Below are 13058 nucleotides of genomic sequence, written 5' to 3'. Positions count from 1 at the left end.
GTCTAGGCGACCTCGTGCTCAGCCCCAGTAGAGCCGGAACCCGACCCGCCGCTCGCCCTCCTCGGTGAGGGTCGCCATGTCGATCTGTCGACGTGCCTGCTCGTCGACCGGCTCGTCCGACAGCACCTCCAGGTAGCGGCGGTGCTCGCTGAGCGAGGCCACCGCCTTCTCCACCCCGGTGCTCACGTCGACCACGTGCGGCGGCTCCTCCCCCACCGTCTGGACGGCGATGTACTGGACGCCGGTCCACCGTGGCTCGGTCAGGTCGGGGAAGATCCACTCGTTGGCGGCGTCGGCCACCGCGTCCAGCACGCTGCGGGACAGCGCCCGGTGGTCCGGCGAGTTCAGGGCGCCCGGCGTGACCCCCGGCGGGGTCCAGGTGTCCCCGCCGTGCATGGTCACCACGAGCTCGGGCCGGTGCCGGCGGATCGCCGCGGCCAGGTCGCGGCGCAGCGGCAGCCCCGTCTCCAGCACGCCGTCCCGGTGCCCGAGGAACTCCACCTCGGACACCCCGACGACCGCCGCCGACCGGCGCTCCTCCTCCTCGCGCAGCGGCCCGGCCTCGGCCGGTGTCATCCCGGCGATGCCGGCCTCCCCGCGGGTGGCCAGGAGGTAGTGCACCTCCTTGCCGGCCGCGGTCCAGACCGCGACCGCGGCCGCCACGCCGTACTCGATGTCGTCGGGGTGGGCGGCCACGACGAGGGCGCGCTGCCAGTCGTCGGGCATCGGCAGGGAGGCCATGGCGGGCAGTGTGCTCCGGGATGACGGCGTCCGGGGAGGGTCAGCCGCGCACCGGCCGGTAGGTGAGCAGGGTGGTCCCGGAGCGGAACTCCCGGGCTGCGACCCGCTGCAGCCGCACGTCCACCCCGTCGGGGAACAGCCGGCGGCCGCGCCCGAGCACCCGCGGGAAGACGAACAGCCGGTACTCGTCGACCAGGTCGGCGGCGATGATCGCGTGGCAGAGCGTGATGCTGCCGGTCACGCCGATCTCGCCGTCCGCCGTCGCGCGCAGCGCCCGCACCTCCTCGACCGGGTCGCCGGCCAACACCTGGCTGTTCGCCCAGCCCGGGTCACCCAGCGTGCGGGAGACGACGAACTTGCGGACCTCGTCCAGGTGCCGGGTGATCCCGGTCCGGTCGTCGGTCTGCGCCGGCCAGAAGGCGCGCATGACCTCGAAGGTCCGCCGCCCGACGAGGAACCCGGTCTGACGCGCCATGTGCTCCCGCACCACGGCCAGGACGTCGGAGGTGTCCTCGGTCTCGCCCTGCGGGTCGAACCACCCGTCGAGGGCCTCGACGACGCCGTCGAGCGTGGTGTTCTGGGTGACGACGATGCGTGCCATGACAGGGCAGACCCGCCCGGCACGGGGAAGTCATCGCCCGGGGGTCATCGCCCGGGAGTCATCGCCCGGCGACGTCCAGCAGCACCGCGGCCAGGTCGTCGGGGGCGCTCACCATCGGGTCGTGCCCGGTGGCCAGCTCGACCACCTCCCAGCCCGGCTGCGTGCGCGCCCGCACCCGGGAGGGCTCGATGCTCGGCAGCGCCGGGACGCTGCAGTCGACGTACGTGCGCGGCCGGGCCGCCCAGCGCCCGCCGTCGAAGGGCAGCGGGTCGTCGTAGACGCCGCCGGGCTGCGGGGTCTGCCGCCGCTCCACCCACGCGGCGTCGGCACCGGTCAGCCCGAACGCCGACGCGGGCGGCGGCGGGATCACCCCGGTCTCCCGGATGACCGCCCGCCGCTCCTCCCGCACCTCCGGCGGGTTGGGCGTCGACCAGCACTCCCCGGGGGTCGGGACGACGCCGTCGACGTAGACCAGCCGGTCGACCTCCTCCCCCAGCCGGTCGGCCGCGCCGGTGACCACCATCCCGCCGTAGCTGTGCCCGACCAGCACCGCCCCCCGGCACTCGGCGGCCCGCACGGCGGTGACCACGTCCTCGACGTGCGTCCCGAGGGTGATCGACGGCGACAGCTGGTGCGCCCGCTCGCCCAGCCCCGACAGCGTCACCGGGACGACGTGGTGCCCAGCGGCGTGCAGCGCGGGCAGCACCCGGCGCCAGCACCAGGCGCCGTGCCAGGCTCCGTGGACGAGGACGAGGTCGGTCATCGCCTCATCGTGCCGGGGCCGCGTCCCGGGCCGCCTCCGGGGCCGGCCGCCGAGGCGCGCCGGGCGCCTCCGCGCGGACCAGCCAGAGCACCAGCGCCCCGCCGAGGAGCCCGGCCACGCCGCAGGCGAGGAACGCGCCCCGCAGCCCGTCGGTGTAGGCGGCCGACAGCAGGTCGGCCAGCGCCGGCCGGGCGGCCGGGTCGGCACCCTGGAGGACCGCCGGCGCCTGGCCCGCGGACAGCGCCGACGCCGTCCCGGCCGGGTCGGGCGCGCCGCCGTCCCGCAGCACGCCGGAGGCGCCTGCCGTGAACACCAGCCCGAGGACCGACACCCCGAGGGCCAGGCCCAGCTGCCGGGCGGTGTTGACCGCGCCGGAGGCCATGCCGCTGCGGTCGCGGGGCACCGCGGCCAGCGCCGCGGAGGCCAGCGTCGGGTTGGCCATCCCCACGCCGGTGCCCATGACGGCCAGGCCCGCGACCAGCACCGTCCAGGTGGACCCCGCGTCGACCAGGGCGAGCAGCAGCGCGCCGGCGCCGACCAGTGCCAGCCCCGTCCCGAGCACGAGGTGCGGGGGGCGGGTCTGCAGGACGCGGCCGGCGCCGGCGGCGACCGCGAAGCTCATGAACGACAGCGGGATGAACACCAGCCCGGCGCGCAGCGGGGTCATCCCCTCGATCGACTGCAGCCACAGCGAGGCGTAGATCAGCTCGGAGAACGCCGCCGCGTTGAGCAGCAGCCCGCCGGCCATGATCCCGGTGAACGACCGCGACCGGAACAGCCGGACGTCGAGCATCGGTGCGGGCCGACGCAGCTCCACCACCACCCAGACCGCCAGGACGACGAGCCCCGCGGCGACCGGCGCCCACGCCGCCGGCCGGCCCCAGCCGTCCGCCGCGGCCTCCACCAGGCCGTAGACCACCCCGCCGGCGCCGACGGTGAACAGGGCGATCCCGGCGACGTCCGGCCGCGGCGCCGACGCCTGCCGGGACTCCTCCACCGCCGTCAGCGTGAGGACCACCGCCAGCACGCACACCGGCAGGTTCACGTAGAAGATCCACCGCCACGACAGCTCGGTGAGCGCACCGCCGAGGATCGGCCCCAGCGCCGCCGCCGCCCCGACGACGGCGCCCCACACGCCGAACGCCGTGCCCCGGTCCCGGCCCTCGTAGCTGGTGTTGATCAGCGCGATCGTGGTCGCGAACATCGCCGCCCCGCCGATCCCCTGCACGCCCCGCGCCGCGATCAGCCAGCCCGCGCTCGGCGCCAGCCCGCAGGCCAGCGAGGCCAGCGCGAAGACGACCAGCCCGGCCAGGAACACCCGCCGCCGCCCGTAGAGGTCGGCCACCGAGCCGGCCCCCAGCACCAGCGACGCCAGTGCCAGCGCGTAGACGTCGACCACCCACTGGAGCTGGTCGAACGACGTCGACAGGTCCCGGGCCATCTCGGGGAGCGCGACGTTCACGATGGTCACGTCGATCAGCAGGATGAAGGTGCCGGTGCAGATCGCGACCAGCGGCAGCCACTTGCGCACCGGCCCAGGGTGCCCGTGTGGTGCGCAGCGCAACCAACCGGGGCGCCGTAGGCTCGCCGTCCGTGTCCGCCGTCGACCTGGCCATCGCCGCGGGGGTCGCGTTCCTCGCAGGTGCGGTCAACTCGATCGCCGGCGGCGGTTCGCTGATCCTCTTCCCCACCCTCGTCGCGCTCGGCCTGGGGACGGTCGCCGCCAACGTCACCAACTCCATCGCCCAGTGGCCCGGCTACCTCGGCGGCGTGCTCGGCTTCCGCCGGGAGTACGCCGGTCAGCGCGGCCGGCTGCTCCGCTTCGGCACCGTGGCCCTGCTCGGCGGCACCGCCGGCAGCGTGCTGCTGCTCACCACGCCGACCGCGGCTTTCGACGTCGTCGTCCCGGTGCTGGTGCTCCTGGCCAGCCTGCTGCTGGCGGTCCAGCCGCTGCTGACCCGGCGGCTGCGCAAGGCCGAGGAAGAGGGTCCGCGCCGGGACCCGGTCTGGCTCTACGTCGCGCTGTTCCTGGCCACCGTCTACGGCGGCTACTTCGGCGGCGCGCTCGGCGTGATCCTCGTCGGCGTCCTCGGCGTCGGGCTGCACCGGCTGAAGCTGGCCAACGCGCTGAAGTCGGCGCTGTCGGCGGTCACCGCCACCGTCACCCTCGCGGTGTTCGGCCTGTTCGGGCCGGTCGCCTGGCTCGTGGTCGCCGTCGCCGCCCCCGCGAGCCTGCTCGGGGGCTTCCTGGGCGCCCGCATCGCCACGCGGATCCCCGCCACGCCGTTGCGCGTGTTCATCGTGCTCTTCGGCGTCGCCGTCTCCGCCTACCTCTTCACCCGCCTCTGAGCACCTGCCCCCGAGGGGTGAACGTCGTCCACCCTGCACCGTTGTCGTCCGATGACGAAGGCATGCCCGTTCCCGTGTCGCCTCAGCTGCTGCCGGGCACGCCGCGCTGGGCCCTGGCCGTCGTGGTCCTGCTCGCAGGGGCCGGGGCCGCCAGCGTGGTGCTCCTCCCAGCAGCGGACCCGTTCGCCCCGGCCACCCTCCTGCCGGCGCTCGCGCTGCACGCCGGGCTGTGCGCGCTCCTGGTCCAGCGGGCTCGGAGGACGCTCCAGGAGCGAGCGGTCTGGGACCGGGTGGCGCTGTCGGCGCTGGTCTTCACCACGGCCGTGGCCGTCACAGCGCTCCTGGCCATGGTCCCGGCGACCCGCGGAGCCGCCGCCCTCCCGGTCTCCTGGGCGCCGCTGGTGGCCTTCCCGTTCGTCTACGGCGGTCTGGCCCGCTGGAACCGCTCCCCCACCGGCTTCGCCGACTCCAACGACGTCATCAACGGCACCTGTGCGGTGCTCGCGACCATGGCACTGGCGAACACCGTCGCCGTCGCCACCGACAGCCCCCTGCTCCAGCTGCCGTGGTGGCAGACCCAGGCTCTGCTGGCGCAGATGGCGACCGCCGTCGTCCTGCTCGTGAAGACGCTGTCGGTCGTCGGCCTCGCCGCCATGGGCAGGGACCCGCGCACCTGGCTGGTCGCGGGTTCCTTCGCGGTCCCGCTCGCGAGCAGCTTGGCCACCGTGGTCGCCGCCGGGACGCCCGTGACCTGGCTCACCGCGGTACAGCCGCTGGGTGCGGTGTTGCTGGGCGCGGCCGCCGTCCTGCGTCCCCGTCGCGCCGAGCCGCAGCCCCCCGACCCGACCGCATCGACGATCAGTGCGTTCGTGGTCATCGTGGTCTCGACGGGGGTGCTCGTCGCCGGGACGATCACGGGCACCCACGGGGCAGCCACCTCTTACGCCGCGCTGGCCGCCATCGGGTCGAGCCTGCGGCTGATCACCAACGTGCGCGAGCTCGCCCAGCTGGCGGCCAGCCGCCGGGAGGCCCTGACCGACGAGCTCACCGGCCTCGCCAACCGGCGGGGGGTGATCCGACGGGTGGACGAGGTGTGCCACGAGGGCCTCCCACTCACCTTCGCGCTGCTGGACCTGGACAAGTTCAAGGAGGTCAACGACTGCCTCGGGCACTCGGCCGGGGACGCGTTGCTCCGCCTCGTCGCCGCCCGGCTGGAGCCACTGCTGCGGGCCGGCGACCTGCTGGGTCGGCTCGGCGGCGACGAGTTCGCCGTCGTCGCCGTCGTGGACCCTGGCGCCGACCCGGAGGAGGCCGCCGCAGCCCTGGGCCGGCGACTGGCCGACCGGTTCGCGCAGCCGTTCGACCTCGGCGGCATGGCCGTGCACGTCGCAGCCAGCATCGGCCTGGCCGTCCGCCCCGGCCGGGTCGACGACGCGGACGCCGCCACCGAGCTCCTGCTCAGGCAGGCCGACGCGGCGATGTACTCGGCGAAGCGCTCCGGGGGTGCGTCGGCGGTCTTCGACGACGCTCGGCACGGCGCCGCCAGCGGTCACCTGGCCCTGGTCGAGGAGCTGCGCGCCGGCCTGGCAGCCGGCCAGCTGGTGCTGCACCACCAGCCGCAGGTCGACGTCGCGACCGGCACGACGCTCGGCGTCGAGGCCCTGGTGCGCTGGGCGCACCCGGTCCGCGGCCTGCTCGGCCCGGCGGAGTTCCTCCCGCAGGCCGAGGTCCACGGCCTCATGCGGTCGGTCACCGACGAGGTGCTGCGGCTGGCGGTCGACCAGGCGGCGGCGTGGCGGCGCAGCGGGCGGGACCTGCGGGTGTCGGTCAACCTGTCGGCCAGCAACCTGCTCGACACCGACCTGCCCCAGCGGGTCGCCTGCCTCCTGGACGGCGCGGACCTGCGGCCCGACCAGCTGGTCCTCGAGGTCACCGAGACGGTGCTGCTCAGCGACCCCGAGCGCAGCCTGGCCGTCGTCGGCCGGCTCGCCGACCTCGGCGTCACCGTCAGCATCGACGACTTCGGCACCGGCTACTCGTCGCTGTCCTACCTGCGCGACCTGCCCGTCGCCGAGCTCAAGCTCGACCGCTCCTTCACCGCCGACCTGCTCACCGACGCCCGCACCGAGGCCATCGTGGCCAGCACGGTCGCCCTCGCCCACCGGCTGGGCCTGCGGGTGGTCGCCGAGGGCGTGGAGCACCCCGCCACGCTGGCCCACCTGGCCGCGCTGGGCTGCGACGAGAGCCAGGGCTACCTGCACTCCGCCCCGCTGCCGGCCGCCGAGCTCGAGCGCTGGCTGGACCGGGCGGGCGCCGCTGCGCGGGAGACGGCGCTGCTGCCGTCGTAGGCTCGCCGCTCGTGGCCGCCGCCGTCCTCGACCCGCCGGCCTGACCCCGCGTGGACCCGCTCGCCCTCACCGTCTCCGGCGTCGTCCTCGTCGCCACCCTGGTGGCCGCCGTGACCGGGGGCCGTCGGCTGCCGCCCGCGGCGGTGGCGGTCCCGGGGGCGGGCTTCCTGCTCGGGGTGGGCGCCGTGGGCCTGCCCGACGCCGCGCGGGCCGTGCGCGAGGTCGCGCCGACCGTCGGGTTCCTCGTGCTGATCCTGGTGCTGGCGCACCTCGCCGACCGGGAGGGCCTGTTCACCTGGGCCGGCGCGGTCACGGCCCGCCGCTCCGGGACCTCGCCCGAGCGGCTCCTGACCCGGGTGGTGCTGCTGGCGGCGGCGGTGACCGCGGTGCTCAGCCTGGACGCCACGGCCGTGCTGCTCGTCCCCGTGGTGCTGGCCACCGCCGCTCGGCTGGGCGTCCGGGCCCGGCCGCACGCGTACGCGACCGGCCACCTGGCCAACTCCGCGTCGCTGCTGCTGCCGGTGTCCAACCTGACCAACCTGCTGGCGTTCGCCGCGACCGGGCTGACCTTCCTGCACTTCACCGGGCTGATGCTGGCCCCGTGGCTGGCCGCCGTGGCCGTGGAGTACCTGCTGCTGCGCCGGCTGTTCCGGGCCGACCTGGCCACCGCCGGGGACGCCGTCCCGGCCGCGGTGCCCCCCGTCCCGGTCGTGGCGCTCGCCGGGGTGGCGCTGACCGTCGCCGGGTTCGCCGCGGTCTCCCCGCTCGGCCTCTCCCCCGCCTGGCCGGCCGCCGCCGGGGTCGCCGTCCTGGCCGCCCGGCGGCTGGCCGCGCGCACCAGCACCGTCGCGGAGCTGGTGCGCGCGGCCGACCTGCCGTTCGCGCTGTTCGTGGTGGGCCTGACGGTGGTCGTCCTCGCCGTGCGGCGCAGCGGCCTGGAGGACGTCGTGGCGGCGGTGCTGCCCCGCGGCGAGGGCCTGCCCGCGCTGCTGGCGGTAGCCGGGGTGGCCGCGGTCGGCGCCAACCTGCTCAACAACCTGCCGGCGACCCTGGCCCTGCTGCCGGTGGCCGCGGCGGCCGGGCCGGGGACCGCCCTGGCGGTGCTCATCGGGGTGAACGTCGGCCCCAACCTGACCTACGCCGGGTCGCTGGCCAACCTGCTGTGGCGGCGGGCGCTGGGCGGTGCGGCGCCGTCGGGCGCCCGGTTCAGCCTGGTGGGGCTGGCGACGGTGCCGCTCACCCTGCTGGCCGCCACCACCGCCCTGTGGGCTGCGTTACAGGTCTGACGCCCTGGACGGGTGTGACGGACGGGTCCACCCGGTGCGGGACACGCGTCCGCGCTGCCCGGCCCGGCGGCCGCGGCTGCCTACCGTCGGCCCATGCGCGAGAACCGACTTCCCCCGGTCCCGAACGCCGCCGCCCGGGCGCAGCAGCTGCACCTGGTCGCCGCCGCCCGCGTGGCCGCCGTCCGGCCCACCTCCGAGCAGCAGGTCTCCGACATCGTGCGCGTCACCGTCGACGACGAGGTGGACACCCGCACCTTCAAGGCGATCGTCGCCGACCTCTCCACCGCCGTCCGGAACTGAACGCCGTCGGTTTCCGCGGAAACCGACGGCGGTCCTCCTACTCGCCGCCGCGGCCGGGCTCGCCGATCGAGATCATCGCCTCGACCGCGCGGCGGGCGCGGGCGGCGGTCTCGGGGTCGACGTCGACGGCCCCCTCGCCGGTGCGCAGCGTCTGCAGCAGCTTCCCCGGCGTGATCATCTTCATGTAGCGGCAGGCGGCGCGGGCGTTCATCGGGATGAACTGCGTGCCGGCGTTGAGCGCCCGGAGCTGGTGCAGGATGCCGACCTCGGTCGCGACCAGCACCTCGCGGGACTGCGTCCGCGCCGCCTCCTCGACCATGCCCCCGGTGGACAGCACCCGGGTGCGGTCGGCGGGCAGGTCGCCGTGGCTGACCAGGTCGAGCACCGACGTCGTGCAGCCGCACTCGGGGTGCACGAGGATCTCGGCGTCCGGGTGGGCGGCGACCTGCGCGCGGACGTCGGACGGGCTGATCCCGGCGTGCACGTGGCACTCCCCCGCCCAGATCGAGATGTTCTCGCGGCCGGTCACCCGCTTGACGTGCGCGCCGAGGAACTGGTCGGGGCAGAACAGGATCTCCCGGTCCGCCGGGATGGACCGGACCACGTCGGCGGCGTTGGACGACGTGCAGCAGATGTCGGTCTCGGCCTTCACCGCGGCGGTGGTGTTGACGTAGCTGACGACGACGGCGCCCGGGTGCTGGGCCTTCCAGTCGCGCAGCTGCTCGGCGGTGATCGAGTCGGCCAGGGAGCAGCCCGCGGCGTGGTCGGGCAGCAGCACCGTCTTGTCCGGCGAGAGGATCTTCGCCGTCTCGGCCATGAAGTGGACGCCGCAGAAGACGATCTCGCGGGCGTCGGTCTGCGCCGCGACCCGGGAGAGGTACAGCGAGTCGCCGGTGAAGTGCGCGACGTCCTGGATCTCGGGCACCTGGTAGTTGTGCGCCAGGATGACCGCGCCGCGCTCCTCGGCCAGCTGCCGCACCTCGGCGGCCCAGGCCTCGTACTCGGCGGGCGACAGGGTGCGCTCGTCGCCAGTGACGGCAGCGGTGGCGGGCGCGATGGTCGCGGTCACGGATCTCCTCGGGTCGGGCGGGCGGCCCACATGATCCCCTGCGGCGCGGGCCGGCTGTGGCGCGGGGCACCCCGTGCAACGCCCTCCCCGCAACCTGCCTTCCCGACCCGCTAGCGCAGGTGGCCGGTGTCGTTGACCAGCCGCACCGAGGAGCGCCCGTCCGAGCTCCACGCCACCGTGCAGAACGACGCCGCCTCGAGGAACACCCGGTGGACGACGTCGTCGGGCACGTCGAGCCCGGCGGCCAGCATCAGCTTGATCGGCGTCACGTGGCTGACGACCAGCACCGTCCGCCCGGCGTGCTCGCGCAGGATGCGCGCCCGGGCGCGGCCCACCCGCTGGGCGACGTCGGCGACCGACTCCCCGCCGGGCGCGGCGACGGTGACGCCCTCGGCGAAGCGGCGGGTGGCCAGCGGGTGCGCCCGGCGGGCCTCGTCGGCGGTCAGCCCCTCGAGCCGGCCGAAGTCCAGCTCCACCAGGTCGTCGTCGTACTGCACGTCCAGCCCGAGGACGCCGGCGACGACCTCGGCGGTCTCCCGGGCGCGGCGCAGCGGCGAGGACACGACGACCTCGATGCCCAGCTCCTCGGCCCGCTTGGCGGCCGCCTGCGCCTCCGCCCGGCCGGTCGCCGACAGCGGCAGGTCGTTGCGGCCGCTGTACCGACGTTCCGGGGTGTGCTCGGTGCGCCCGTGCCGCAACAGGTGGGTCACCGTCGTGGTGACCGGCGCCGGCTCGGCGACCGGCTGGACGTCGTCCTCGGCCGTGGTCGGCTCGGCGGCGAGGTCGCGGCGGACCGGCCGGCCGTCCATGGCGCTGTTGGCCAGCGCGTCGGCCGCGGCGTTCTGCGCCCGCGGCACCCACGTGTAGCGGACCCCGCCCAGCTGGCGGGCGATCTGCTGGGCCTGCAGGGCGAGCTTCTGCATGTCGGGGTGCTTGACCTTCCAGCGACCCGACATCTGCTCGACGACCAGCTTGGAGTCCATGCGGACCTCGACCTCGGCGCCCGGGTCGAGGTCCAGGGCGGCCTGCAGCCCGGCGACCAGGCCGCCGTACTCGGCGACGTTGTTGGTCGCCCGGCCGACGGACTCGGCCCGCTCGGCGAGCACCTTGCCGGTACCCGCGTCGCGCACCAGGGCGCCGTAGCCGGCCGGGCCGGGGTTCCCCCGCGATCCGCCGTCGGCCTCGACGACGAACCGGCGTCTCGTCGTCACAGCCCGCTCTCCGCCGTCCGCACGAGGATCCGGCCGCAGTTCTCGCAGCGCACGACCTCGTGGGGGTCGGCGTTGCGGACGGCGGCGAGTTCCTTGCCGAAGAGCTCGATCCGGCAGCCCTGGCACTGGCGGGCCTTGAGCATCGCCGCACCGGTCCCGCCGGTCTGCCTGCGGATCCGCTCGTAGAGCGCGAGCAGGTCGCCCGGGACTGCGGCGGCGGCCTCCTGGCGGGCCTTCTCGTGCTGCGCCGTCGCGTCGGCGATGTCGGCCAGGGCATCGTCGCGCAGCTGCTCGGCACGTTCCCGCTCGGCCTGCGCCTGGTCCTTGCCCTCCTGAGCCTCCCGCAGGGTGCCCTCGGCGGTCTCGAGCTGCTCCATGAGCTCCAGCTCGGTGTCCTCCAGGTCGGACTGGCGCCGCGCCAGCGACTGCAGCTCGTGCTGGAGATCGGTCATCTGCTTGGCCGCGACCGAGCCCGAGTCCAGCATCTTCTGGTCCCTGGCCGCCCGGTTCCGCACGGTCTCGACGTCGTCCTCGAGCCGCTTGACCTGCCGCTGCAGGTCGCGCACCTCGGTCTCGGCGCGCACGACCGCCTCGGCGTACCCGCGCTCGGCCTCGGCCGCGGACTCCACCGTGGCCAGCTCGGGCAGCGTGCGCTTGCGGTGGGCCAGCTGGGACAGCGCGACGTCCTCGGCGGCCAGGGCCAGCAGCTTCTGCTGGTCGAAGTGGTCGGCCTTCACCCGGCCAAACTACCGGCTGCGCGCGGGCCGCTCCCCCGGCGCCGCGGGCGGGGCCGACGCCAGCGGGTCGGGCAGGTCCCGGAAGGTCGGGTCCTCCCGCTCGGCGGTGTAGTCGGTCTCCGCCGTCCCGTCGACGCCGTCGTCCACCTTCGCCGCCCGCAGCGCCAGGGTGACCGCCACGGCCACGACGAGGTTGGCCAGCAGCGCGAGGATGCCGGCGTAGACGCTCCAGGTGGTGTCCAGGCCCAGCTTCGCCAGCGGGAACGACGAGCCGCCGAAGTGCTCCCGGACGACGGAGCCGTCGGGGCCCAGCCGCGGGATGTTGTAGAGCATCAGCAGGCCCGCGGCCATGCCGGCCGTCCAGCCGGCGACCAGCCCGCCGCGGTGCAGCCAGCGCGTGTACAGCCCCAGCGCCACCGCGGGCAGCGTCTGCAGGATGATCACGCCGCCGATGAGCTGCAGGTCGATGGAGAACTGCGGGTCGATGAAGAGGATCGCCGCCACCGCGCCGACCTTGACCACCAGCGAGGCCACCTTGGCGACCTGGGCCTCCTGGCGCGGGGTGGCGTCCTTCTTCAGGTACTCCTTGTAGATGTTGCGGGTGAACAGGTTCGCCGCGGCGATCGACATGATCGCGGCCGGGACCAGCGCGCCGACGCCGACCGCGGCGAAGGCGATGCCGGCGAACCAGCTGGGGAACATCTGCTGGAACAGCACCGGGACGACGGTGTTGCCGTCCCCGCCGATCGGCTGCACCCCCGCGGCGATGGCCATGTAGCCCAGCAGCGCGATCAGGCCCAGCGCCAGGCTGTAGGCGGGCAGCGCGCTCATGTTCCGCTTGAGCACGTCGCGGCTGCTGGCGGCGAGCACGCCGGTGATGCAGTGCGGGTAGAGGAACAGCGCGAGCGCCGAGCCCAGCGCCAGGGTGGCGTACCCGAGCTGGCCGGACGCCGGCAGCAGCACGCCGGACGTGCCGGCGAACTTCTCCTCGGCAGCGCCGAAGATCGCCTCCCAGCCGCCGAGCCGCACGGGGATGACGATCACCGCGACGATGATCGTCAGGTAGATCAGCGTGTCCTTGACGAACGCGATCAGGGCCGGGGCCCGCAGCCCGGAGTTGTACGTGTAGAGCGCCAGGATGACGAAGGCGACGATCAGCGGCAGCTCGCCCTCCACGCCCATCGCCTTGAGCACGGCCTCGATACCGACCAGCTGCAGCGCGATGTAGGGCATCGTCGCGACGATCCCGGTGATGGCCACGAGCAGCGCCATCGTCGGGGAGTCGAACCGGCTGCGGACGAAGTCGGCCGGCGTCACGAAGCCGCGCACGTGGCTGACCGACCACAGCCTGATGATCACCAGGAAGACCAGCGGGTAGATCACGACCGTGTAGGGGACGGCGAAGAAGCCGGCCGCGCCCGCGCCGAACATCAGCGCCGGGACCGCGACGAAGGTGTAGGCGGTGTAGAGGTCACCGCCGAGCAGGAACCAGGTGACCCAGGTGCCGAAGCTGCGACCGCCCAGCCCCCACTCGTCGAGGTGCATGAGGCTCTCGGCGCGCCGCCACCGGGCGGCGACGAACCCCATCACCGTGACGACGAGGAAGACGACGATGACGATGACCAGCTCGACGACGTTGACCCCGTCCACGGC

General features: G+C 74.9%; 12 protein-coding genes. 4 read left to right on the top strand and 8 right to left on the bottom strand.

What is annotated here, in order from left to right; translation table 11 throughout:
- Nucleotides 1-18 precede the first annotated feature (18 nt).
- From ACI789_RS15600 to ACI789_RS15585, 4 genes are read right to left on the bottom strand one after another with little or no spacing between them, the layout of a single operon-like run.
- The gene (locus ACI789_RS15600; RefSeq protein WP_457010287.1) at nt 19-741 is read right to left on the bottom strand and encodes a PIG-L deacetylase family protein; all 723 of its coding nucleotides are present in this window, start codon (nt 739-741) and stop codon (nt 19-21) included.
- Nucleotides 742-781: 40 nt separating this feature from the next.
- Nucleotides 782-1342, bottom strand: a complete 561-nt coding sequence (locus ACI789_RS15595; RefSeq protein ID WP_457010286.1) for a dihydrofolate reductase family protein — start codon at nt 1340-1342, stop codon at nt 782-784.
- Between the two features lie 58 nt (nt 1343-1400).
- Entirely contained in the window at nt 1401-2105 is a 705-nt protein-coding gene (locus ACI789_RS15590) for an alpha/beta fold hydrolase (RefSeq protein ID WP_457010285.1), read from the bottom strand.
- A gap of 4 nt (nt 2106-2109) precedes the next feature.
- The gene (locus tag ACI789_RS15585; protein WP_457010284.1) at nt 2110-3636 is read right to left on the bottom strand and encodes an MFS transporter; all 1527 of its coding nucleotides are present in this window, start codon (nt 3634-3636) and stop codon (nt 2110-2112) included.
- Between the two features lie 62 nt (nt 3637-3698).
- On the opposite strand from ACI789_RS15585, the gene ACI789_RS15580 reads away from it, so the two are divergent.
- The 4 genes from ACI789_RS15580 to ACI789_RS15565 all read left to right on the top strand — a co-directional run bounded on the left by ACI789_RS15580 (nt 3699) and on the right by ACI789_RS15565 (nt 8388).
- Nucleotides 3699-4454 carry a sulfite exporter TauE/SafE family protein gene (locus tag ACI789_RS15580; protein WP_457010283.1) on the top strand — a complete coding sequence of 252 codons (756 nt, stop codon included), beginning with the start codon at nt 3699-3701 and terminating at the stop codon, nt 4452-4454.
- Between the two features lie 62 nt (nt 4455-4516).
- Complete coding sequence (locus ACI789_RS15575) at nt 4517-6802, top strand: putative bifunctional diguanylate cyclase/phosphodiesterase (RefSeq protein ID WP_457010282.1); 2286 nt, start codon at nt 4517-4519, stop codon at nt 6800-6802.
- A 50-nt stretch (nt 6803-6852) separates the two neighbouring features.
- On the top strand, nt 6853-8088 hold the full coding sequence (locus tag ACI789_RS15570) for an SLC13 family permease (protein WP_457010281.1): 1236 nt from the start codon (nt 6853-6855) through the stop codon (nt 8086-8088).
- A 93-nt stretch (nt 8089-8181) separates the two neighbouring features.
- Nucleotides 8182-8388 carry a hypothetical protein gene (locus tag ACI789_RS15565; RefSeq protein WP_457010280.1) on the top strand — a complete coding sequence of 69 codons (207 nt, stop codon included), beginning with the start codon at nt 8182-8184 and terminating at the stop codon, nt 8386-8388.
- 37 nt (nt 8389-8425) lie between these two features.
- Here the strand turns inward: ACI789_RS15565 and nadA are convergent, their stop codons facing one another.
- The 4 genes from nadA to mctP all read right to left on the bottom strand — a co-directional run bounded on the left by nadA (nt 8426) and on the right by mctP (nt 13055).
- Nucleotides 8426-9457 carry a quinolinate synthase NadA gene (gene nadA, locus ACI789_RS15560; protein WP_456920174.1) on the bottom strand — a complete coding sequence of 344 codons (1032 nt, stop codon included), beginning with the start codon at nt 9455-9457 and terminating at the stop codon, nt 8426-8428.
- Between the two features lie 110 nt (nt 9458-9567).
- Nucleotides 9568-10668, bottom strand: a complete 1101-nt coding sequence (locus tag ACI789_RS15555) for a bifunctional RNase H/acid phosphatase (RefSeq protein WP_457010279.1) — start codon at nt 10666-10668, stop codon at nt 9568-9570.
- Nucleotides 10665-11405 carry a zinc ribbon domain-containing protein gene (locus ACI789_RS15550; protein ID WP_457010278.1) on the bottom strand — a complete coding sequence of 247 codons (741 nt, stop codon included), beginning with the start codon at nt 11403-11405 and terminating at the stop codon, nt 10665-10667. The genes ACI789_RS15555 and ACI789_RS15550 overlap by 4 nt, the downstream gene beginning before the upstream one ends.
- A gap of 9 nt (nt 11406-11414) precedes the next feature.
- Nucleotides 11415-13055: a monocarboxylate uptake permease MctP gene (mctP, locus tag ACI789_RS15545; protein WP_457010277.1), complete on the bottom strand. Its 1641-nt coding sequence runs from the start codon at nt 13053-13055 to the stop codon at nt 11415-11417.
- Nucleotides 13056-13058 lie beyond the last annotated feature (3 nt).

It is taken from the genome of Geodermatophilus sp. SYSU D00965, assembly GCF_054050075.1.
Note: the sequence above shows the minus strand (reverse complement) of the source record. Positions and strands in the feature narration are given on the sequence as shown.